Genomic DNA, 22132 nt, shown 5'->3' on the forward strand with positions numbered 1-22132 from the left:
TGCCAGAACGGCTGGAAAGTGGCATCATTGTCATGAATGGATGAAACCTTAGCCGCCGCGAAAACGTTACTTGCCGGTCATCTTAGTTTCATCCAGGTCGACTATATACCTAACTAGCCTGGGGGAGCTGCGGCGCCTTCGGCGGCATAATTTCAGGGAATGTCATGAACAAGCGGATTCTGGTGGCGATTGTCATCGCCGTGGTCATCGCCGTATTCAGCGCGCTGCGCGGCAACGAGCACCGTGCGATCGGCGGCAATCCGGCGGTGGTCCAGGCCCCGGCGGGGCAGCAGCAGAGCATCGATCGGCTCACGCAGCAGCAAACGGTGGTGAGTTACCTGCAGCAGCATCAGCGGCTGCCGGATTATTACGTCACCAAGAAGCAGGCGCGCGAGCAGGGCTGGGATCCGCGTTCAGGCAACCTCTGTGCGGTATTGCCGGGCAAGGCGATTGGCGGCGATCGATTCTCTAACCGTGAAGGGCAACTGCCGAGCGCCGGCGGCCGAGTCTGGCGCGAAGCGGACATCAATTACCAGTGTGGCCGGCGCGGCGCCGATCGCCTGCTGTATTCGAGCGACGGTCTGATCTTCGTCACGCGCGACCATTACAAAAACTTCATTCGTGTGGAGTGAGTTTGATGGCAAAAGTAGAGTTTGATTTTGAGCAGATCCAGGATGTGCCGACCTTCTACCGCGATTTCGCGCACAAGTTTGCGCTGGACGAGGGGTTCGGCGCCAACCTCGACGCGCTGTGGGACGTGGTGACCGGCGATATCGGCCTGCCGGTGGAAATCGAGTTCACTCACCTGAATGCCCGCAGCAAGCGTCGTTTCGGCGCGATCATTTTGCTGTTTGAAGAGGCGGAAGAAGAGCTGGAAGGCAGCCTGCGTTTCAATATCCGCGAAAGCAGCGGCGAACCGGCCCATCACCGGGGATGAAACGGATTCATCCCGGGATGGCGGCGGCGCTTAGTCGGCCGCTTCGGCCAGCTCGCGCAGGTATTGGAAGATCTGGCGGTAAGCCTTAGGCGGCTTGTTGGCGGCCTTCTCTTTCTGCGCGTTGCGCACCAGTGAACGCAGCTGTTGGCGATCGGCGGCCGGATACAGATCTAGGATCGATGGAATCACGTCATCGCCTTCGTCGACCAGACGGTCGCGCAGCGCTTCCAGTTTATGGAACAGCGAAACCTGCTGGTTATGGCGGTTTTTCAGCTTGTCGAGCGCGGTCTGGATCGGCTCGATATCGCGGGCGCGCAGCATCTTGCCGATCAGCTGCAGCTGACGGCGACGGCCCTCTTTCTTGATCTTCTGCGCCAGCTCGATGGCGGCGCGCAGATCTTCGTCCAACGGAATGCGGTCCAGCGCGTTTTTGCCCAGATCGACCATTTCGGCCCCTAGGTCTTTCAGCGCTTCGGCATCACGTTTAATCTCACTTTTACTGACCCAGATAATCTCGTCATCGTCCTCGTTTTCATTCTCCGGGACATCGTCGAGCCAGTCTTCAGGCTGTTTGTTCATGGTAGGCTCCGTTAAAAAGAGGCTAATCCTAACAGGTTGTCCGGCAACCCGCCAATTGCGTGCCCTGAGCAAACTGAGTATAGCTACCTCGTTGGGGGATTATTGCGCCTTGCCGTGCGTCCTGCGAATTTTTGCTGTTGTTTTTATCACCTTTTTTTGTATAAAATTTTATACCAAAAAGGGGTGGTGTTCATGGATGATGGCATAGAGAAAGCCATTGATTGGCGTGGTTCATCGTTAGCGGATTTGCTGGCCTTTCCAATCGATGCGCGCAAAGCGGCAGGATTTGAACTGAGTAAAGTGTAAAGAGGTCTGGAACCCGGTAATTGGAAACCGATGGTCAGCTGCGGAAGCGGTGTTATCGAAATCCGTTTATATGCCATCGGCGGGGCATTCAGGGTGGTTTATGTGGCAAAGTTCAGCGAAGCGATCTACGTCTTGCACAGCTTTCAGAAGAAGACGGAGAAAACCAGCCGCCACGATATTCAGATAATCAAAGCGCGTTATGACGCGGTCATTAATGAGCGGAGTAAAGGTCATGACCAAGCCGATTGATACCGGTTCACGCCACGTTACGCCGGCAGGCGGCAATGTGTTTGCGGATCTGGGATTTTCCGCCGACGAGGCTCGGCAATTGCAAGCGCAGTCCCATGCGGAAATTGCGCAGCTTATCGCACTGAAAAAACAGCTGATGGGTGAGATCAGTGCGTGGATTGAGGAAGAAGGCTATCGCCAGGAGGAGGCAGCGCGTTATCTGCACACTTCCCGGCCGCGCGTGTCCGACGTGGTGAATCAGAAAACCGAGAAATTTACGCTGGACGCGTTGGTCAACATGATGGCGAATATCGGCAAGTCGGTAAAACTGATCGTCGAGTAATGCGCGGCTTTTGCATGTTATCCCGGCTTTGCCGTTCGGCTTTATGCGAAATTCAACGCGGTTCCTGTTAGACTCAATGGCAGAGATCTCAGGATTTTTGCGCGCCGCCCCGCGTGCACAACTACGCCGCTCCGGCACTTTTCTCAACGATTTTCTGATTAATTATGGCAGATTGATGAAAGTAGTCACTCAAGTTGCAGAACAGCGCAAGGCGCTGGAACAGGCCGTTTCTCAGGCGCTGGAGCTGGCCCGCGCCGGTTCCGACGCGGCGGAAGTTGCGGTCACCAAATCGACCGGTATCAGCGTCAGTACCCGCTTCGGCGAGGTGGAAAACGTCGAGTTCAACAGCGATGGCGCGCTGGGCATCACCGTGTATCACCGCCAGCGTAAAGGCAGCGCCTCATCCACCGATCTCAGCCCGGATGCCATCGCCCGCACCGTACAGGCGGCGCTGGACATCGCACGCTACACCTCTGAAGATCCCTGCGCCGGCCCGGCGGAGAAAGATCTGCTGGCATTCGAGGCGCCGGATCTCGATCTGTTCCACCCGACCGAGCTGGACGCCGAGCGCGGCATCGAGCTGGCGGCGCGCGCCGAGCAGGCTTCGCTGGCGGCGGACAAGCGCATTACCAACACCGAAGGCGGCAGCTTCAACAGCCACTACGGCATCAAGGTGTTCGGCAACAGCCACGGCATGCTGCAAAGCTACTGTTCCAGCCGCCACTCGCTGTCCAGCTGCGTCATTGCGGAGCAGGGCGGCGACATGGAGCGGGATTACGCTTACACCATCGGCCGTGCGATGGGCGATCTGCAAAGCCCCGAGTGGGTGGGGCAGGAGTGCGCCCGCCGCACGCTGGCGCGTCTCGCGCCGCGCAAACTGTCGACCATGAAGGCGCCGGTGCTGTTCGCCTCAGAAGTGGCCACCGGGCTGTTCGGCCATCTGGTAGGCGCCATCAGCGGCAGCAGCGTTTACCGCAAATCCACTTTCCTGCTGGACTCGCTCGGCAAGCAGATCCTGCCGGCGTGGCTGACCGTCGAGGAGCATCCGCACCTGCTGAAAGGGCTGGCGTCAACGCCGTTCGACAGCGAGGGCGTGAGCACCCAGCGGCGCGATATCGTCAAGGATGGCGTGCTGCAAACCTGGCTGATGACCAGCTACTCGGCGCGCAAGCTGGGCCTGCACAGCACCGGCCATGCCGGCGGCATCCATAACTGGCGCATTGCCGGGCAGGGCGCGGACTTCGCCGGCATGTTGAAACAGCTTGGCACCGGCCTGGTGGTCACCGAGCTGATGGGCCAGGGCGTCAGCGGCGTCACCGGCGATTACTCGCGCGGCGCCGCCGGTTTCTGGGTGGAAAACGGCGAGATCCAATATCCGGTCAGCGAGATCACCATCGCCGGCAACCTGAAAGACATGCTGCGCAACATCGTCAGCGTCGGCAGCGATATCGAAACCCGCAGCAATATCCAGTGCGGTTCGGTGCTGCTGCCGGAAATGAAGATCGCCGGCCAGTGATCCTCTGCGCGGCCGGCGCCCGCCGGTCGCGCGTTATCCCGTCTCAACCTTGCTTACAAATCTCCGGTTTCGGTTTTGCCCGGCCTTGCCTATGGTAACGGTGGGTTAATTAAAACAATAACTGGAAGGTGAGCAAACATGCAGAATACCCTGAAAGCGCTGGCGGCGTTGACGCTGCTGGCAGCCAGTTCGCTGGCGGCCGCCGCCGATCTGGGCGACGATATGGACACCCTGGCGGAAAACTACAAAACGGTGCTGAATACCGATTCGGCCGCTACCCTCACACAGAGCCTGCAAAACATGCGCGCCGCCGCGCAGGATGCCAAGCAGGGCACCCCGCCGAAACTGGAAGACAAAGCCGCCGACAGCCCGGAGATGAAAGATTTTCGCAGCGGGTTGGATACCCTGATCGGCCAGATCGATCAGGCGTTGGCGCTGGCCAACCAGGGCAAAGTCGCCGAAGCGAAGCAGCTGGCGCAGGGCTTCAAGCAAACCCGCGACGCCAACCACAAGAAATTCCGCTAATCCGTCAACCGTCGCGCCCGTCTTCCGTCAGATAGGAGGAGGGCGCCTGCCCCAGCACGCGGCGAAACATGGTTGAAAACGCCGCGCTGCTGTCATATCCCATCTCCATCGCCACCTGCGTTACGCTGCGCCCTTCGGCCAGCAGCGCCAACGCCAGCACCACGCAGGCGCGCTGGCGCCATTGCGAAAACGGCAGGCCGGTCTGCGCGCGAAAGAAGCGGCTGAAGGTGCGAATGCTCATGTACAGACGAGGCGCCCACCGCTGCGCGGAGTCGTGGGCGTCGGGGTGCTGCAAAAAGGCGTGACACAGCTCGCCCAGCCGAGGATCGGCGGGCAGCGGGATGTGCAACGGCAAGGGTTGCAGCCGGGCCAGCTCATGCAGCAGCAGCGTTGCCAGCGCTCCGTCGCGCCCTTCTTGTTCATACTCCAGCGGCATATCCACCGCCGCCATCAACAGCTGGCGCATCAGCGGCGTGACGCTGACCACCTGGCATACCTGCGGCCGTTCGGCGGGCAACGCGCCGGGTTCGAGGTACAGGCTGCGGGTGGTGACGCCGACCATCCTCACCGCGTGCGGCATCTGCGGCGGCAGCCAGACCGCATGCTGCGGCGGGACGACCCAATTGCCTTGCTGGGTGAAAACGTGCATGACGCCGGTGGCGCCGTACAGCAACTGCGCGCGCCGGTGGCTGTGCATCGGCAGCAGGTGGCCCGGTGGATAATCGGTGCCGATGGCGATCACCGCGCGCGTTACGTGGTCGATGTCATCAATGCGGACGTTGCGCATGTGTTCCCTTGGGCGGGCAGATTGGCCGAAACGCAATGATAGTTGGCCTTTCATATAAAGCAAGCCAATGGCCGCCGCCCTACTATCGGGGCAGAAAAATAATGCTTGTTCGGGGCACCACTATTTTATCGGTCATGAAGCCCGTGCAAGTTTTCACACCAGGATGGGACGAAGGTTTTCGTTCTCGCAATACAAGAAGTTAATAAGGAATAAAGCGTCTTTTTATTCCAACACCTGAAGCAATAGTTCTTAGCGCAGTTCAATGACTATAAGGTGATATTTCATGTATAAGTTCGGTGTGGTTGGCGGCGGAGCCGCCGGGATCGCTTTTGCGTATAACTTTATAAAAAATAAGTCGGTTAATCATTGCAAAAGGCCGCTTTCCCTGACGGTGTTCGACAAACAGGGCTTCAAGGGCGGTATGGCATACAGCAGCGATTTTGACAGTCATATATTAAATATGACGCCGGAAAACATGTCGGCGGATATTTTCGACGATACGCACTTCGTTGATTGGATCGCCATGCATTTCCCGCAGTTTTGCCAGGATCGTTATCCGCCGCGCTGGCTGTATCGGGAATATCTCGATTTTATTCGCGACATGACGATTTATATGGCGGCGGACAGTAACGTAGCGCTGAATTTCGTGACCGCCGAAGTGAATGCCATCGCGCCGCTAGAAGCCGGCTACCGGCTGACCACCACCTGTGGCGGCGCCGAACAGATGAATGCGCTGGTGCTGTGCTCGGGGCACAACCCGCCGGAATGTCTCTATCCGGTGGATGGCGTGATCGCTTATCAGGCCCACCAGGATCTACCGCCGATCAACCCTTACTCGACCATTGGCGTGATCGGCTGCAGCCTGACGGCGATTGACGCCATCGTTGAGCTGATGGAACGCCTGGGGGCGACCGACATCTGCGCCCTGTCGCGCTCGGGCCTGTTCCCCAGCGTGCAGCCGGCGCTGATGCGTCCGCCGCCGGAGGCGTTTGTTGAGGCGCTGCGGCGCTTTGTCGCCGGCAGCGATATTATTGACGCGCAACAGCTGGTGCATGCGATCAACGCCGCGCTGGCGCGCCACTATCCAGGGCCGGAGCGGCTGACGGTGTTCTCGGCGCTGGGGGAAAGACGCGATTGCTACCGCGATCTGGCGGACAGCCTCGATCGCGCGCGTTTTGCCCGGGAGCATATCTGCAGCTATCTGGCGGCGATCCACCCGGCGGTGTGCGCTGCCTGGGTCAAGATGGATGCCAACAACCGGCAGGTTTTCATGCGCTTTTACAACTCCTCCTGGATGCGTAATCGGCACGCCATGCCGATCAAGAACGCCAACAAGATCGTGGCGGCGCTGGAGAGCCAACGCCTGCGCGCCTGCGGCGGCCTGGCGGATATCAGCAAGGGAACGGACGGGTTTACCCTCCGTTGCCATGAGACGCAAGTGCACGCGCAGTATCTGTTCAACTGCACCACGCCTTCCTATCAACTGCCGCCCAACCGCCTGAGCCATCAGCTGCTGCAAGACGGGCTGGTGCAAGAGAACCTGTTCGGCGGCGTGAAGTGCAACCCGCACACGCTGAAAATCGCCGACCGGCGCGGCCGCGAGCAGCACCTCTACTCGCTCGGCGCGCCCGCCAAGGGCGACCTGTTTTACACCTCGGCGATGGAGTCCATCACGCGGGATATCAGCAAGATCGTGTTCAACAACCCTATTTTCAACGCAAAGAAGGCTGAAGTATGAAAAACGTAGCGCTCTTTGTCGGCAACGACATTTTCTCCTGGTTGGTGTGCCAGGATCTGATCGCCGCCCTGAAAGGCGAGTGTGCCTTTACGGTGTATTTTCCCCTGGCGAAAAGCGCCGGGCGCACGCAGGAGCCGGCGGTTCGCCGCCTGGGGCTGTATGAGCGCGAAGTGCTGAACGATTTCGTGTTCCCGTTCGTGGGCCGCAACGCCGCCGCCTGCGCGGGCGTCTATCAGCCGCCGGCCTTGTTCCTGGCCGCCGCCGGGGTCAAAGCGCATCGCGTTCTCGACATCAACGACACCGCGTTTATCAGCAGCCTGGGGCATATGGATGGGGTGATCTCCCTGCGCTGTTATCAGAAATTCTCCGCCGACTATGTGAGCGCCTTCAGCCGACGCGGCAAGCTGCTCTGGAACCTGCATCCGGGGGATTTGCCGCGTTATCGCGGGGTGATGACGCTGTTCCGCGCGATGATGAACGGTGACAGAGACTGCGCGGTAACGCTGCATGAAATGGATGAGCACTGGGACGCCGGCCCGGTGCTCGCCCGCCTGCCCGCCGAGCTGCGTCACGATCTGTCGTTCCTGGAAAATATGATGCTGTTGGGCGTGCAGAGCGGCACTTTCCTGGCGCGCCAGATGATGCAGGCGGAGCATAGCGAAGCGATAGCGGCGGAAAAGCAGGGCGATTCGCGCTACTGGGGCTTCCCGGACGCGCAGACGCTGGCGCAGGCAGAACAGGCGGGCATTGAGCTGGTGGACCATGACGCCGTGCGCGAGCAGTATCTGGCGCTGTTCGTCGGCGATCGCTTCCACCCGCTGGCGGGGCAATTCTGCGCCGGGTTCGATGACTTCGTGCGGGCGCACGGCCATGATTGAAACGTTAATTGTTCTGGGGGCCGGTTTTCTGACCGGCATCACCACCATTCTGTTCGGCTTCGGCGGCGGCTTTGTGGTGGTGCCTTTCGTCTATCACCTGATCTCCGCGTCGGGCGAGCAGCCCGGCCAGGCGATGCATATCGCGGTGGCGACCTCGACGGCGGTGATGATCCTCAACGCGAGTTACGCCACGCTGACCAACTTGCGCAGCGGCAACCTGCTGCGCGAAACCATCGTGCCGCTGATCTTTTTCATCGGCATCGGTGCGGCGCTGGGCGCGTTCGCCTCTTCGCTGCTGGCGGACGGCGTGATCCGCGGGCTGTTTGTGGTCTATATGGCAGTGACCATCGCCGACTGTCTGTTCCGCCGGGGTTTCCTGGTCAAACCGGCGCGCGCCGAACTGTCCCCCGCCACGCTGTGGGGCGGCGGGCCGCTGATCGGCGGCATCGCCACCCTGCTGGGGGTGGGCGGCAGCGTGATGACCGTCCCGCTGCTGCGCCGCCATGGCTATGACATGAAATATTGCGTCAGCGCCGCCAACCCGCTGTCGATCCCGGTGGCGGTGATCGGGGCGCTGATGTATATCGTGTTGGGGTGGCGCGAGATGAGCGGACCGCAGTATCTGGGCTACGTCAATCTGAACATTCTGGGGCTGCTGGTGGTCGCGGGGATTGCGGGGATCGTGTTTGCCCGGCGCTGTTTGCCTAAGGTGAGCGATGCGCTGCATGCCAAAATCTACGTGCTGCTGCTGATCGCCGTGCTGATCGCTATCTGCGTCTGAGACAGAAAGGGCGGCCGGATGCCGCCCTGAGAACCGCTTAACGGTGGTATTCGCCCGCCGCTTCCGGTTGATACAGCAATTCCAGCACTTCAATCCGCGCTTCTTCACCGTTCGGCAATTGCCAGGAGATCTGCTTGCCGACGTGCATGCCGAGCAGCGCTGCGCCCAGCGGCGCCATCACCGACAGCTGATCGTGGCTGTCTTTCAGCGATGCCGGGTAAACCAGCGTGCGCACGTGTTCTTCATCGGTGTGCAGATCGCGAAAACGCACGCGGCTGTTCATGGTCACCACGTTGGCCGGCATTTTCTCCGGCGGCAGGATTTCCGCGCGATCCAACTCGTCGTTCAGCGCGGCGGCGACGTCGGTGTTGGCAAAGGCCGGTTGTTCCAATAGCGCATCCAGGCGTTCCGCATCCAGCTCATTAATAGTAATGATGGGTTTGGTCATTCCACTCTCCAGTCAAATCAAAGGGTGCCAGTCTGCGCACCCATAAATTCGGAAAAACAACACAAAGCAACACCCCCGCGCCAGAGGAGCGGGGGTGTGGGTAATGTCGATTTGTCCCATTGATAGTAGGCGGTTGGGACGAGAAAAGAAAGAGATCCCGATCACGAAGGCTTTTATCGTCAATCGTGGCAAAAAAAACGGTTAGCCCGGTTATCTATTTGTTATCTCATTGACTTTTTCACCGCCGCGCCGTTTTGCGAAATGGATCCCCGTACGTCATTCGATTTCCACTTCAAACTGGAAAAAACCGGTCTACACAGAAAATCCTACCGGGGGTAGGGTAAAGACATCACAGAAAGCGGGTTATTCAGGTGATGCGCTTTACGGCTTACTGATTAATGTGGGATCTAGGGGTACTGAAAAGTGAATGATGGATCTGCTTCGATAAAAGAAATTGAACAATCCGATGTCAGCGAAGCCGGAGCGATCGCTGCTCGGGTGTTGGCGGATATTACTGCGATGCTGAGTGCTGAAAATATTTATACCAATGCGGTGCAGCAACAGATGCTGGAATCGCATATTCGCGCCATGGTGCTGCGTTCAATAACCGGTGAGCCGTTGCCGGAGGTGGATAAATCGTTGTTCGACGAAATCTCCACTGAATCCATGCAAATGGCGGAGCGCGTGGTGAATCAGTTTGGCACATTGCCTATCGAAGAAGCCTATTTGCTGTCAGTGCACTTCGAAGTGGCGAAAGATAATAACGCATAGCGGTTAACGCATCGATTTCAATCAGGAGAATATACCATGGGTCAAATTACCGTAGTGATCGGCGATCGTCTGGGTAAAGGGCAGAAAGTCGGCCAAGGCGTTGAAAATGCAGGCGGAAAAGCGGTGGTCATCCCCGGCGTTGCGGCGGACATGAAGCTGGGTGACGTCATGAAAGCGGAAAACGCGCAGCTGGGCATCTCTTTTTGCGGCAGCGGCGGCGCCGGCGCGATTACCGCGCAAACCAAACACGGCTACAAGGCTAAATACGGCATGCGTTCGGTGGACGAGGGCGTAACGGCAATTAACGAAGGCTGCAACGTGCTGGGCTTCGGCTTTATGGATAAAGAAGAGCTGGGCCAGAAATTGGTGGAAGCCTACGTTAAAAAACATGGCAATCCATAATGAAAGAGCAATATACCACATCGGTAAAGGTGGAGGGTAAAGGCGACAGCAAAGCGAAAGCTTTTGCTTCCGCCTTGGCTAATGTGCAGGGCGCGGTATTAAAGTCCACCAACAATATTCTGCTGCGTATCGAGCCGCAGGACGTCAGCGTGGTGAAAGCGGAAGAGAAAATAACTAAAGAGAAATTTCTTTTCTTCTTTTTGCCGCGTGAAAGAAAGCGCTATGCCGTTTCTCTGGAAATAACCGTGAACGTAACCATTATCAATACCGAGAAGGTTGTCTTCGTCACGAAATAAAAACGTTAGCATAAATGAAAGGGTATACTGATGTTTTTAATCATCTTATTTAAATCGATTATTATCGGTGGGCTGGTGGGGGTCGGCGTAGGGGCCGGCGCCGCACGCATGTTCCACGCACCGACAACACAGGGCATGGGGGCATTTCGCACCCTGGGCGAGCTGAATTCCTGCGAGGGCGATCCGGCTTCCCACTTCTCATTCGGTCTGGGCTTCTTCTTCAACGCCTGGGCGTCTTCCGTGGCGGCGGGTTCCTTCACGCAGGACGTCGACCACCGCATCATCCCGCACTGGGGCGCGGCGGCCCTGATGGTCAAGAACCGCAATCTGGCGCAAACGCTGCACGATCCGAAAAAAATGGCTATTGCCTGCGGCATCATCGGCATGCTGGTGGTGGCGTTCCTCAATACCACCGCTTCCGCCGTGCCTGCCGCGCTGCAGGTCACCGCGATCAAGGTGCTGGTACCGGCGGCCAACCTGCTGGTGAACACCGTGATGCCGGTGATCTTCTGGCTGGCGGCGATCGACGCCGGGCGCCGTTCCGGCTTCTGGGGCACCATCTTCGGCGGCCTGGCGCAGCTGATCATGGGCAACGCCGTACCGGGCCTGGTGCTGGGCATTCTGATCGGCAAAGGCGTGGAAGAGAGCGGCTGGAACAAGATCACCAAGATCATGATGGCGGTGATCGTGCTGCTGTTCGTGCTGAGCGGCTTCTTCCGCGGCTTCGACATGAAAGTTCTCGAGTCCTTCAGCCTCGGCGTGCCGGGCTGGCTGGACGCCATTCACAATACCCTGAGCGGTAAATAAGGAGCGGGATGATGGAAGAGCAAACCCAAAAAGGCTTCTGGTACGCCGACTGGTCATTCCCGATTTTTGTTGGTCTGCTGTCCTCCGGCGTGTTCGCCGGGACGCACATGTACTACCTGTACGGCATCGGCGCCTTTAACGAAGTGGCCTTCGTTTCCATGCTGCGAGCGGGGATGGATACCGGCGTGTACGGCGCGGTGGCGGCGTTCGGCGCCAGCTTCCTGTTCGCGCGCATCATCGAAGGCTCGCTGGTGGGCATCCTGGACATCGGCGGCGCGATCCAGACCGGCGTCGGGCTGGGCGTACCGGCGCTGCTTTTGGGGGCCGGCATCGTGTTCCCGGTCGCCAACTTCGCCGCTTCGCTGGCCACCGGCCTCGTCATCGGCCTGGCGATCGGTTACGTAATCATCCTGGCGCGCAAATTCACCATCAATCAGAGCAACTCCACCTACGGGGCGGACGTGATGATGGGGGCGGGCAACTCGTCGGGCCGCTTCCTCGGGCCGTTGATCATCCTGTCGGCGATGACCGCCTCGATCCCGATCGGCATCGGTTCGCTGCTCGGCGCGCTGCTGTTCTATATCTGGGGTAAACCGATCACCGGCGGAGCGATCCTCGGCGCGATGATCCTGGGGGCGATCTTCCCGGTAGCCATTTCTTAAGAGGCCTGCGCCAGGCGCCGCCCGATGCTGCGGCGGCGCCCGGGCTAACAGGAGCAATGCGGTATGTATGACTTAGTAATCAGAGGCGCCAGACTGGCGGACGACACGCTGATCGATCTGGCGGTGAAAGACGGCAAAATAGCCTCGGTGGGGCGGTTGGCGGCGGACGTCAGCGCCGTTCGCCAACTGGATCTGGCGGGCAACTGCCGCCTGAGTGCCGGTTGGATCGATGCGCATGTGCACTGCTATCCCGACTCGCCGATTTACCATGACGAGCCGGATCGGGTCGGCATTGCCAGCGGCGTCACCAGCGTGGTCGATGCCGGCAGCACCGGCGCCGACGATATCGACGCCTTTTATCAGCTGACGCGCAGCGCCAAAACCAACGTGTTCGCCTTCCTCAACATCTCGCGCATCGGCCTGCTGCGGCAGAACGAGCTGGCGGAGTTGACGGACATCGACAAGCGCGAGGCCGGTCAGGCCATCGCCAACCATCCCGGCTTTATCATCGGCATCAAGGCGCGCATGAGCAGCAGCGTGGTGGGCAAGAACGGCACCCGGCCGCTGGTGTTGGCCAAAGAGATCCAGCGGGAAAACCGCCAGCTGCCGCTGATGGTGCATATCGGCAACAACCCACCGAATCTGGACGAGATCGCCGATCTGCTGACCCGTGGCGACATCATCACCCACTGCTACAACGGCAAACCGAACCGCATTCTGACGCCGGCGGGCACGCTGCGCGAGTCGATCCAGCGCGCGCTGCGGCGCGGCGTGTTGCTCGACGTGGGGCACGGCACCGCCAGCTTCAGCTTCGAGGTGGCGCGCCAGGCGATCAAGCTGGGCATTTTGCCGCATACCATCAGCTCCGATATTTACTGCCGCAACCGCATGAACGGGCCGGTGCACAGCCTGGCGACGGTGATGTCCAAATTCTTCAGCGTCGGCCTGACTCTGCCGCAGGTGATCGCCTGCGTCACGGAGAACGCCGCGTCGGCGCTGCAGCTCAGCGGCAAAGGGCGGCTGGAGCCGGGCTATGACGCCGATTTCACGCTGTTTGAACTGCGCCGCGAACCGCAGGTGTTCGCCGACGCCGAAGGGCAAACCGCCGAGGGCGAACAGCTGTTGGTGCCGCTGGCCGCGGTGGTGGCTGGGGAAATCCTATTAACCGAACAAGGGGAGGCAGCCCATGTCTTCGATTTATGAAAAATACGGTTTGAAGCAGGTGATCAACACCTCCGGCCGCATGACCATTCTCGGCGTTTCCACGCCGCGCCAGGACGTGATCGACGCCGTTGACTACGGTCTGAATCACTATTTCGAAATCAAGGATCTGGTCAACAAGACCGGCGCCTATATCGCCGACCTGCTCAACGTGGAGGACGCGGTGATCGTTTCCTGCGCCTCGGCGGGCATTGCCCAGTCGGTGGCGGCAGCGATCGTCAAAGATAACGCTAATCTGCTGGTGAACCTGCACTCGGCGCCGATCGCCGTGCCGCGCGAGATCGTGTTGCCGCGCGGTCACAACGTCAACTTCGGCGCGCCGGTGGACACCATGGTGGCGCTGGGCGGCGGCAAGGTGGTGGAGGCGGGCTACGCCAACGAATGTTCGCCGGAGCAGATTGAAGCCTGCATCACGCCGCAGACGGCGGCGATCCTGTACGTCAAATCGCACCACTGCGTGCAGAAAAGCATTTTGTCCGTCGAACAGGCGGCAGTGGTGGCGCGCAAGCATAACCTGCCGCTGATCGTCGACGCCGCGGCGGAAGAAGATCTGATGTGTTACTACCAGATGGGGGCCGATCTGGTGATCTACAGCGGCGCCAAAGCCATCGAAGGGCCGACCAGCGGCCTGGTTATCGGCAAGAAACAGTACGTCGAGTGGGTGAAGCTGCAGTCCGGCGGCATCGGCCGGGCGATGAAGGTCGGCAAAGAGGGCATCCTCGGCCTGACGCAGGCGATTGAAAGCTATCTGACGCTTGAGAAAACCACCGGGCAACAGATGGTGGAGCGGATGACGCCGTTCCTTGACGGTCTCAACACCCTGACCGGCGTCAGCGCCAAAACCGTCTGGGACAGCGCCGGCCGCGATATCGCCCGCGCCGAGATCGCCTTCGACGAGGCGGTGCTGGGGCGGTCGACCTATGACATCGTTCAGGCGCTGAAAACCGGCGATATTGCCATCTACTTCCGCGGCTACAAGGCCAACGAGGGCAAGATTGAGGTCGACGTGCGCAGCGTCGACGAGCAACAGCTGATGACCGTCTTTAGCTGTATCAAGAACCTGTTTACGGAGAAACAAGCATGAAGCTGCAGCCTAACTACTATCGCGACCGTGTCTGCCTGAACGTGCTGGCCGGCTCCAAAGCCAACGCGCAGGACATCTACGCCGCGGCGGAAGGCCATGTGCTGGTGGGCGTACTCTCCAAGAACTACCCGGACGTCGACAGCGCGGTGACCGATATGCTGCGCTATGCGCGCCTGATCGAAAACGCGCTCTCGGTCGGCCTGGGCGCCGGCGATCCGAAACAGTCGGCGATGGTCAGCCTGATCGCTCAGCAGGTGCAGCCGCAGCACGTTAACCAGGTATTTACCGGTGTCGGCGCCAGCCGCGCGCTGCTGGGCCAGAACGACAGCGTGGTCAACGGCCTGGTGTCGCCGACCGGCCGCGTCGGCTGGGTGAAGATCTCTACCGGCCCATTGAGTGCCGCAGCGCCGGACGGCATCGTGCCGGTGGAAACCGCCATCGCCTTGCTGAAGGACATGGGCGGCAGCTCGATCAAGTATTTCCCGATGGGCGGCCTGAAGTGCAAGGACGAATACCAGTACGTAGCCAAGGCCTGCGCCGAGCATGACTTTATGCTGGAGCCGACCGGCGGCATTGATCTGGAGAACTACGAGCCGATCGTCGAGATCGCGCTGGCGGCCGGTGTGAAACGTGTGATCCCGCATATCTACAGTTCGATCATCGACGCCGCCAGCGGCGACACGCGTCCGCAGGATGTGAAAACCCTGCTGGCGATGACCAAAAAGCTGGTGGGCTGAACGCGCAATGGGATGAGGTATGCCCTAAATATGGGATGAGGTATGCCCTAAATAATTGGAGTTGCTTCCCGGCGGCAAGAGCATGAGTCCCCAGGAGCTTACTTAAGTAAGTGACTGGGGGGAGTGCTTGCAGCCAACACAGAAGCAACTTCAAGTATGACGGGGATAACGCTGGGAGGCGAAGGTTTTCCCGTGGCGCGGCATGTCGCGCCGTTACCTATACTGAGGATTACTATGCGAAACTGGCAGGCTCCAACCCGACGCACCGCGTTGTTCCTGGCGCTGCTGGCCGTGACCGGCCCGGCGCTGCATGCTGAGGATGCAATGAACTCCACGTCATCTCATTTCGCCTATATCGGCACTTACAATCCCAACGGCGAAGGCGTTTACCGGGTGCAGGTCGATCCGGCCAGCGGCGCGCTGAGCCACACTACGCTGGTCAGCAAAGTGCCGAATCCGGCGCAGCTGACGCTGGGCGCCGATGGCAAGACGCTGTATGTCGCCAGCGAAGTGGCCGATTTCAACGGCGGCAAACACGGCGGCATCACCGCTTACCGGGTCAATCCGGCCGACGGCGGCCTGACGCAGCTCAACCAGGTGGATTCGCAGGGGGCGGGGCCGGTATATCTCTCATCGACGCCGGACGGGCGCCATCTGCTGGTGGCGAACTACGTCAGCGGCAGCGTGGCGGCTTTCCCGATTGAAGCGGACGGCAGCCTGGGCGCCGCCAGCTCGGTGCAGCAACAGCAGGGCCCGGCGGGCGCGGCCAAACCGGCGGCGGCGGTGAACGGCAGCTTCGCCATCAGCGATCACAACGGCCCGCATGCCCATATGATCGCCAGCGATCCGAGCGGCAAGTTCGTGTTCTCCACCGATCTGGGGTTGGATCGCATTTACCAATGGCGCTTTGACGCCGCGAGCGGCCGGCTGACGCCGAACGATCCGCCGTGGATCGCCGCCTCTTCCGCCGGTGCGGGGCCGCGTCACTTTGTGTTCCATCCGGACGGCGAAACCGTGCTGCTGGTGAACGAAGAGGCCTCGACGTTGACCAGCTACCGTTTTGATCGCCAAAAAGGTACTCTGAAACAACTGCATGCGGTTTCCGCGCTGCCCGCCGACTATCAGGGCACCAGCTTCGCTTCGGGGCTGGCGCTCAGCAAGAACGGCGACACGCTGTACGTCGCCAACCGGCTGCATAACAGCATTGCCCAGTTCAGCGTGGGCGCCGGCGGTGAGTTGAAGCCGGTGGCGGAAACCTGGACGCGTGGCGATTACCCGCGTTCGCTGGCGCTGAGCCCGGATGGCCGCTATCTGTACGCGCTGAATCAGCGCAGCGATAACGTTACCCGCTTCAGCGTAAACCCGACGGACGGCAAACTCAGCTTTGTGGGCGGCTATCTGCCGATCGGCAGCCCCTCGCAAATGGCGTTCCTGCCGCCGCCGAAGTAACCCGTGGCCCGCCCGGCTCACCGGGCGGGTTGCCTGATTGACGGACACAGAATGGTGCGATTTCCTTACCCGCGTTTGGCTTACTTGTTCGATGCTTTGCAAACCGAGACTTTGCCGCAGGATGAGCTGGCGAAGCGTTTCGCCGTGTCCACCCGCACGGTGCGGGCGGACATCACCGCGCTGAACGAGATTCTGGACAAATATGGCGCGCGTTTCGTGCATAGCCGCGGGGCTGGCTATCGCCTGCAGGTCGATAACGCCGCGTTGTTCAGCGCCCTGCAGCATCAGGAGCGCCGCAAGCACGCCACTCCGCGCAGCGCGCAGGAGCGAGTGCATTATCTGCTGGTGCGTTTTTTGACCTCAGCCTTCTCTCTCAAACTGGAAGATTTGGCCGACGAGTGGTTCGTCAGCCGCGGTACGTTGCAAAACGACATGGCTGAGGTGAGAGAGCGCCTGGCGCACTATCAATTGACGATCGAAACCAAGCCGCGCTACGGCATGAAGCTGTTCGGCGCCGAGATGGCGATCCGCGCCTGCCTCACCGATCTGCTGTTCCAGCTGCAGCTGGCCGACGCCGAGAACCCGCTGCTCAACAACGAGATCCTGCTGCAGCCGCAGGTAGCGGCGTTCGCCGGATTGCTGCACCCGCTGCTGTCGCAATATGCCATTCGCCTGACCGACGAGGGCGAGCAGTACCTGATCTTCTACTGCGCGGTGGCGCTGCGGCGCATCAACGACGGCTATCCGCTGCCGGACTTCGAGGTGGAGGACGGCGACGACGCGGTGCGTCAGGTGTCGACCCGCCTGGCGGCGGAGCTGCGTTCGGCCTCCGGCAAAGAGATCTCGATGGCCGAAGAGGCCTATCTGCGGGTGAATATTGCCGCGCGGCGCGTGCAGGACGTGCAGCCGACCGAGATCAACGCCGACGATGAAGAAGCGCTGGTGGACTACATCCTGTCCTACATCAACGCACATTATAACTACAACCTGCAGGGCGACGAGCAGCTGCGGGCCGATCTGCTTACCCATATCAAGACCATGATTACGCGGGTGAAATACCAGATCAATATCCCCAATCCGCTGTTGGCCAACATCAAGCAGCACTATCCGATGGCTTACGACGTGACCCTGGCGGCGGTCTCCAGCTGGGGTAAATACACCCCCTATACCCTGAGCGAGAACGAAATCGGCTATCTGGTGCTGCACATCGGCGTGGGGCTGGAGCGGCATTACAACATCGGTTATGAACGCCACCCGCAGGTGATGCTGGTGTGCGATACCGGCAACTCGACGGTGCGCATGATCCAGGCGCAGATTGCGCGCAAATATCCGCAGCTGGTGATGACGCGCATCGTCTCACTGCGCGATTACGAAATGCTTGTGCATATCGACGAAGACTTCGTGATTTCCAACGCCCGCATCGGCGAAAAGAACAAGCCGGTGGTGGTGATGTCGCCGTTCCCGACCGATTACCAACTGGAGCAACTGGGCAAGCTGGTGCTGGTGGATCGCACCCGACCGTACATGCTGGAGAAGTTCTTCGACGCCGAGCATTTCATGGTGCTCAACGAGCCGTTGACGCAGGCGGAGCTGTTCAGCCGGGTGTGCGGCCAGCTGGAGCGGGAAGGGTACGTCGGCGCGGACTTCTATCCGTCGCTGGTCGAACGCGAGGCAATCGTCTCCACGCTGCTGGGCGAGGGCATCGCGCTGCCGCACTCGCTGGGGCTGCTGGCCAAAAAGACCGTGGTGGTGACGCTGCTGGCGCCGCAGGGCGTCGCCTGGGGAGAAGGCGAGGTCGCGCACGTGATTTTCCTGCTGGCGATCAGCAAGAGCGACTATGAAGAGGCGATGGCGATCTACGAGCTGTTCGTCACCTTCGTGCGTGAACGCTCAATGAGCCGCCTGTTGGGCAGCGACAGCTTCGACAGCTTTAAAGCGGTGGCGCTGGACTGCCTGAGCCGGAGTTGAGGGGGAGAGGATATGGGGGATTGGGCGCAAAGGCGCGCCCTCAGCGGCTAATCTTCATCAAACCCGGAGTTGAACAGCTCGACCACCGCCGCCAGCGCGTTGACTTCATCGGGGCCGGTCGCTTCGACTTCGATATGCCGGCCCTGGGCGGAATCCAGCATCAGCAGCGCGATGACGCTGCTGGCTTCGGCTTCGGTACCGCTTTCGTTGCGCAGCATCACCTCGGCGTCGAAGCTTTGCACCAGCTCGAACAGTTTCATCGCCGGGCGCGCGTGCATGCCCAGCTTGTTTTTGATTTCAACCGTCTGTTTGACCGTCATTGTTTGCGCTTTTCCAGCGTGCGGTGGCGCGACTGCACGTTCTTGCCGCGCGAGCGGAAGTAATCGGCCAGCTGTTCCGCCACGTACACCGAGCGGTGTTTACCGCCGGTACAGCCGATGGCGACCGTCAGGTAGCTGCGGTTGTTGGTTTCCAGCATCGGCAGCCATTGCTCCAGGTAGCTGCGGGTCTGGTAGATGAAGTTGTGCACTTCGGTATGGCGATCGAGGAACGACGCGACCGGCTTGTCCAGACCGGTCATCGGCCGCAGCTTCGGATCCCAGTGCGGGTTCGGCAGGAAGCGCACGTCGAACACGTAGTCGGCGTCGATCGGGATGCCGTGCTTGAAGCCGAAGGATTCGAACACCATGGTCAGTTCGCGCTCGCGCTTGCCCAGCAGGCGGGTGCGCAGCATTTCGGCCAGTTCGTGCACCGACATTTCCGAGGTGTCGATAATCAGGTCAGCCCGCGAGCGCAGCGGTTCGAGCAGATCGCTCTCTTCGTCGATGGCGCTTTCCAGCGACAGGTTCTTGCTGGAGAGCGGGTGCAGGCGGCGGGTGTCGCTGTAACGGCGGATCAGCGTGTTGCGATCGGCGTCGAGGAACAGCAGCTGCGGCGAGAAGCTGTCCGGCAGCTGAGTCATCGCGTATTCGAACACTTCCGGCGATTCCGGCATGTTGCGCACGTCGATGCTGACCGCCGCGGAGATATTGCGTTCCGCCAGCGTGTTGGCGAGCTGTGGCAGCAGCACCACCGGCAGGTTGTCAACGCAGTAAAAACCCATGTCTTCCAGCGCCCGCAAGGCGACGGATTTTCCGGAACCGGAACGGCCGCTGACAATCATCAGCACCATGTGGCAACTCCCCTGGCATCGCGGCGGCGTTCATCGCCACCGGTGGAAACTTTGTTATTCCGGCCGCAGCCGGATCCATCATCGTGAAACAGTATCGTTATCCGGGCTGGAAGTCACGCCGGCCGGGCATCACTCGGTGATGATTTGGTAAAGTTCTTCGTCGCTTTGCGCGGCGCGCAGGCGGCGGCATACGGTTTTGTCGGCCAGGCGTTTGGCGACCAGCGACAGGGTATGCAAATGGGTTTTGCATTGATCGGCAGGCACCAGCAGCGCGAACAGCAGGTCGACCGGTTGGTTGTCGATAGCGTCGAAAGCGATGGGTTGGTCGAGACGGATAAACACGCCAACGGCCCGCAGTGTGTCCTCTTCCAGTTTGCCGTGGGGAATGGCGATACCGTTGCCGATACCGGTGCTGCCCATGCGTTCCCGGGTGAGAACCGCGTCAAACACCACCTGCGAAGGCAGATTGAGCTGTTTGGCGGCCAGTTCGCTGATAATTTCCAAAGCCCGCTTCTTGCTGGTGCAGTGTACCGAGCTTTTGGTGCACTCGATGTTTAACACCGAGCTTAATTGCATATATTCGTTGTTCATCTCATCTTCACTTAAAACCGCGCCGCCGGGCGCACCCGGCAAGGCGGTTTTTCGTCGGTTTTAACCCTGATTACCGTTCGGCGCGTCACCCATGCGGGTCACGCGCCGAAGGGCGAGGCTGCGACAGATGCACCTCATGGAATGGGTTAGGGTGTCAGTGTTGCTTCAATTTGTCTTTATGTTTGTTCAATTGACGTGCCAATTTGTCGATCAGCGTATCAATTGCGGCATACATATTCTCGTCTTCCGAGGTGGCGTGCAACTCGCCTCCATTCACGTGCACCGTTGCTTCCGCAATTTGCTGCACTTTTTCCACACTTAATACAACATACACCTGATTGATGCGATCAAAATACTGTTCGAGTTTGGCGAACTTGTTGTTCACGAACTCGCGCAACGGATCGGTGATTTCGATGTGGTGTCCGGTAATGTTGAGCTGCATAGTGTCTTCCTTCTCAATAGAGGTCAAACCAACTGTTTACGCTGGTTCGACGGCGGGATGGACAAAGACTCTCGGTACTTGGCGACGGTGCGCCGCGCCACGATGATCCCCTGATCGGAGAGCAAGGTGGCCAGCTTGCTGTCGCTGAGTGGTTTGGCGGGGTTTTCCGCCGCAATCAATTTCTTCACCAACGCGCGGATCGCCGTCGAGGAGGCTTCGCCGCCGCTGTCGGTATTCACGTGGCTGGAGAAGAAATATTTCAATTCGAAAATGCCGCGCGGGCTGTGCAAAAACTTCTGCGTGGTGACGCGCGAGATCGTCGATTCATGCATCTCCACGGCCTGGGCGATATCCGCCAGCACCATGGGTTTCATAAACTCTTCGCCTTGCTCGAAGAACGCCTGCTGTTGGCTGACGATGCAGCGGGTGACCTTCAACAGCGTCTCGTTGCGGCTTTCCAGGCTTTTAATCAGCCACTTGGCTTCCTGCAGGTTGCTGCGGATAAATTGGCCGTCGGCTTCGCTGCGGGCGCTGCTGCCCAGCGCGGCGTACTGCTGATTGATCTTCAAACGCGGCACGCTGTCGCCGTTGAGCTCGACCGTCCACGTGTTCTGCGTCTTGCGCACCAGCACGTCCGGGATCACGTATTCCGATTCGCCGGTATTGATCGACTGCCCCGGGCGCGGATCGAGCGACTGAATCAGCAGCATCGCTTCTTTCAGTGTATCTTCTTTTAGCCGGGTTGATCGCATCAGGCTGCGAAAGTCGTGGTTGGCCAACAGATCCAAATGGTCGCTGATGATCAGCCGCGCTTCGGCCAGATAAGGGGTGTCTTTGGCGTATTGGGAGAGCTGCACCAGCAGGCAATCGCGCAGATCGCGCGCGGCAACGCCGATCGGATCGAAACGCTGCACGCGCTTCAACACCGCCTCGACTTCTTCGAGGGTCACGTTCTCGTCGCCCAGGCTTTCCAGAATGTCTTCCAGCGGCACGGTGAGATAGCCGGTGTCGTCCACCGCGTCGACGATGGAGGTGGCGATGGCGACGTCGGTATCGGAGAACGGCGTCAGATCCACCTGCCACATCAGGTAATCCTGCAGCGTTTGGGTAGTCTCGCCCTGATAGACCGGCAGCTCGTCGTCGCTGTAGTCGGTGCCGGTGCCGGACGGCGTGCCGGCGGTGTAGATCTCATCCCAGGTGGCGTCCAGCGGCAGCTCTTCCGGCATGTCTTTCTGTTCCAGCGCCTCGCGGGTATCGAGCCCCTCGGTTTCCTGGGTTTCTTTGGCGTCGATTTCGTCGTGCAGATCGGTCTGTTCAAGCAGCGGATTGCTCTCCAGCGCCAGCTGGATCTCTTGCTGAAGCTCAAGCGTGGACAACTGCAGCAGGCGGATCGCCTGCTGGAGCTGAGGTGTCATGGCCAGCTGTTGGCTGAGCCTGAGTTGCAAACCTTGCTTCATAGTTTTCT

Annotated in this window: 26 protein-coding genes and 1 pseudogene; 19 read left to right on the forward strand and 8 right to left on the reverse strand. The window is 59.9% G+C overall.

The window, feature by feature from the left end:
• Positions 1-164 precede the first annotated feature (164 nt).
• Both ACUTSC_RS00565 and ACUTSC_RS00570 read left to right on the forward strand, forming a co-directional pair.
• Positions 165-632 (forward strand): ribonuclease, encoded by a 468-nt coding sequence (locus tag ACUTSC_RS00565; RefSeq protein WP_047729775.1) that lies wholly within the window; start codon positions 165-167, stop codon positions 630-632.
• Positions 633-637: 5 nt separating this feature from the next.
• Positions 638-937 (forward strand): barstar family protein, encoded by a 300-nt coding sequence (locus ACUTSC_RS00570; protein WP_004936963.1) that lies wholly within the window; start codon positions 638-640, stop codon positions 935-937.
• 30 nt (positions 938-967) lie between these two features.
• Here the strand turns inward: ACUTSC_RS00570 and yjgA are convergent, their stop codons facing one another.
• Positions 968-1516 (reverse strand): ribosome biogenesis factor YjgA, encoded by a 549-nt coding sequence (yjgA, locus tag ACUTSC_RS00575; RefSeq protein ID WP_197831420.1) that lies wholly within the window; start codon positions 1514-1516, stop codon positions 968-970.
• A 192-nt stretch (positions 1517-1708) separates the two neighbouring features.
• On the opposite strand from yjgA, the pseudogene ACUTSC_RS00580 reads away from it, so the two are divergent.
• The 4 genes and pseudogenes from ACUTSC_RS00580 (at position 1709) to cybC (ending at position 4434) form a co-directional block, all read left to right on the forward strand.
• Positions 1709-2071: pseudogene (locus ACUTSC_RS00580) on the forward strand (type II toxin-antitoxin system RelE/ParE family toxin).
• Entirely contained in the window at positions 2055-2393 is a 339-nt protein-coding gene (locus ACUTSC_RS00585; protein ID WP_197767548.1) for an XRE family transcriptional regulator, read from the forward strand. The pseudogene ACUTSC_RS00580 and the gene ACUTSC_RS00585 overlap by 17 nt, the downstream one beginning before the upstream one ends.
• Before the next feature lie 175 nt (positions 2394-2568).
• Positions 2569-3909, forward strand: a complete 1341-nt coding sequence (gene pmbA / locus ACUTSC_RS00590; protein WP_197767547.1) for a metalloprotease PmbA — start codon at positions 2569-2571, stop codon at positions 3907-3909.
• Between the two features lie 138 nt (positions 3910-4047).
• Positions 4048-4434: a cytochrome b562 gene (gene cybC, locus ACUTSC_RS00595; protein ID WP_060424637.1), complete on the forward strand. Its 387-nt coding sequence runs from the start codon at positions 4048-4050 to the stop codon at positions 4432-4434.
• Positions 4435-4438: 4 nt separating this feature from the next.
• Here cybC and ACUTSC_RS00600 read toward each other — a convergent pair whose 3' ends face one another.
• A complete protein-coding gene (locus ACUTSC_RS00600) occupies positions 4439-5221 on the reverse strand; it encodes an AraC family transcriptional regulator (protein WP_063988588.1) in 783 nt (260 codons plus the stop codon).
• Positions 5222-5504: 283 nt separating this feature from the next.
• Between ACUTSC_RS00600 and ACUTSC_RS00605 the strand changes: the two genes are divergently transcribed.
• From ACUTSC_RS00605 to ACUTSC_RS00615, 3 genes are read left to right on the forward strand one after another with little or no spacing between them, the layout of a single operon-like run.
• On the forward strand, positions 5505-6959 hold the full coding sequence (locus ACUTSC_RS00605) for an FAD/NAD(P)-binding protein (RefSeq protein WP_197767546.1): 1455 nt from the start codon (positions 5505-5507) through the stop codon (positions 6957-6959).
• A complete protein-coding gene (locus ACUTSC_RS00610; protein WP_197767545.1) occupies positions 6956-7837 on the forward strand; it encodes a formyltransferase family protein in 882 nt (293 codons plus the stop codon). Before ACUTSC_RS00605 ends, ACUTSC_RS00610 begins: the two co-directional genes overlap by 4 nt.
• Positions 7830-8618 carry a TSUP family transporter gene (locus ACUTSC_RS00615; RefSeq protein WP_197767544.1) on the forward strand — a complete coding sequence of 263 codons (789 nt, stop codon included), beginning with the start codon at positions 7830-7832 and terminating at the stop codon, positions 8616-8618. Before ACUTSC_RS00610 ends, ACUTSC_RS00615 begins: the two co-directional genes overlap by 8 nt.
• Positions 8619-8655: 37 nt before the next feature.
• On the opposite strand, the gene rnk is transcribed toward ACUTSC_RS00615, so the two are convergent.
• Positions 8656-9066, reverse strand: a complete 411-nt coding sequence (gene rnk / locus ACUTSC_RS00620; RefSeq protein WP_004936993.1) for a nucleoside diphosphate kinase regulator — start codon at positions 9064-9066, stop codon at positions 8656-8658.
• 444 nt (positions 9067-9510) lie between these two features.
• Here rnk and ACUTSC_RS00625 point away from each other — a divergent pair, with 444 nt between their 5' ends.
• The 10 genes from ACUTSC_RS00625 (at position 9511) to ACUTSC_RS00670 (ending at position 18463) form a co-directional block, all read left to right on the forward strand.
• Positions 9511-9837 (forward strand): glycine dehydrogenase, encoded by a 327-nt coding sequence (locus ACUTSC_RS00625; RefSeq protein ID WP_443002446.1) that lies wholly within the window; start codon positions 9511-9513, stop codon positions 9835-9837.
• Positions 9838-9873: 36 nt separating this feature from the next.
• Positions 9874-10239: a glycine-rich SFCGS family protein gene (locus ACUTSC_RS00630; RefSeq protein WP_197767542.1), complete on the forward strand. Its 366-nt coding sequence runs from the start codon at positions 9874-9876 to the stop codon at positions 10237-10239.
• The gene (locus ACUTSC_RS00635) at positions 10239-10535 is read left to right on the forward strand and encodes a DUF4312 family protein (RefSeq protein WP_047729783.1); all 297 of its coding nucleotides are present in this window, start codon (positions 10239-10241) and stop codon (positions 10533-10535) included. The genes ACUTSC_RS00630 and ACUTSC_RS00635 overlap by 1 nt, the downstream gene beginning before the upstream one ends.
• 30 nt (positions 10536-10565) lie before the next feature.
• On the forward strand, positions 10566-11342 hold the full coding sequence (locus ACUTSC_RS00640) for a DUF4311 domain-containing protein (RefSeq protein WP_004937006.1): 777 nt from the start codon (positions 10566-10568) through the stop codon (positions 11340-11342).
• Between the two features lie 11 nt (positions 11343-11353).
• Positions 11354-12004: a DUF4310 family protein gene (locus ACUTSC_RS00645; RefSeq protein WP_048234891.1), complete on the forward strand. Its 651-nt coding sequence runs from the start codon at positions 11354-11356 to the stop codon at positions 12002-12004.
• Between the two features lie 63 nt (positions 12005-12067).
• Positions 12068-13207: an amidohydrolase/deacetylase family metallohydrolase gene (locus ACUTSC_RS00650; RefSeq protein ID WP_197767541.1), complete on the forward strand. Its 1140-nt coding sequence runs from the start codon at positions 12068-12070 to the stop codon at positions 13205-13207.
• On the forward strand, positions 13191-14309 hold the full coding sequence (locus ACUTSC_RS00655) for a DgaE family pyridoxal phosphate-dependent ammonia lyase (protein ID WP_048234895.1): 1119 nt from the start codon (positions 13191-13193) through the stop codon (positions 14307-14309). Before ACUTSC_RS00650 ends, ACUTSC_RS00655 begins: the two co-directional genes overlap by 17 nt.
• Complete coding sequence (gene dagF, locus ACUTSC_RS00660) at positions 14306-15046, forward strand: 2-dehydro-3-deoxy-phosphogluconate aldolase (protein ID WP_033648993.1); 741 nt, start codon at positions 14306-14308, stop codon at positions 15044-15046. Before ACUTSC_RS00655 ends, dagF begins: the two co-directional genes overlap by 4 nt.
• A 234-nt stretch (positions 15047-15280) precedes the next feature.
• Positions 15281-16495: a lactonase family protein gene (locus ACUTSC_RS00665; protein WP_084827496.1), complete on the forward strand. Its 1215-nt coding sequence runs from the start codon at positions 15281-15283 to the stop codon at positions 16493-16495.
• 51 nt (positions 16496-16546) lie between these two features.
• On the forward strand, positions 16547-18463 hold the full coding sequence (locus ACUTSC_RS00670; protein ID WP_445653028.1) for a BglG family transcription antiterminator: 1917 nt from the start codon (positions 16547-16549) through the stop codon (positions 18461-18463).
• Positions 18464-18510: 47 nt separating this feature from the next.
• Here the strand turns inward: ACUTSC_RS00670 and npr are convergent, their stop codons facing one another.
• From npr to rpoN, 5 genes are all read right to left on the reverse strand, one after another.
• Positions 18511-18783 (reverse strand): PTS phosphocarrier protein NPr, encoded by a 273-nt coding sequence (gene npr / locus ACUTSC_RS00675; protein WP_004937034.1) that lies wholly within the window; start codon positions 18781-18783, stop codon positions 18511-18513.
• The gene (gene rapZ / locus ACUTSC_RS00680) at positions 18780-19634 is read right to left on the reverse strand and encodes an RNase adapter RapZ (RefSeq protein WP_015379177.1); all 855 of its coding nucleotides are present in this window, start codon (positions 19632-19634) and stop codon (positions 18780-18782) included. Before rapZ ends, npr begins: the two co-directional genes overlap by 4 nt.
• A gap of 129 nt (positions 19635-19763) precedes the next feature.
• Positions 19764-20225 carry a PTS IIA-like nitrogen regulatory protein PtsN gene (ptsN, locus tag ACUTSC_RS00685; protein WP_016930212.1) on the reverse strand — a complete coding sequence of 154 codons (462 nt, stop codon included), beginning with the start codon at positions 20223-20225 and terminating at the stop codon, positions 19764-19766.
• A gap of 154 nt (positions 20226-20379) precedes the next feature.
• Entirely contained in the window at positions 20380-20667 is a 288-nt protein-coding gene (gene hpf / locus ACUTSC_RS00690) for a ribosome hibernation promoting factor (RefSeq protein WP_004937038.1), read from the reverse strand.
• Positions 20668-20690: 23 nt separating this feature from the next.
• Positions 20691-22124 (reverse strand): RNA polymerase factor sigma-54, encoded by a 1434-nt coding sequence (gene rpoN, locus ACUTSC_RS00695; RefSeq protein ID WP_445653029.1) that lies wholly within the window; start codon positions 22122-22124, stop codon positions 20691-20693.
• Positions 22125-22132: the final 8 nt, after the last annotated feature.

Source organism: Serratia sp. TSA_105.2 (genome assembly GCF_052692115.1).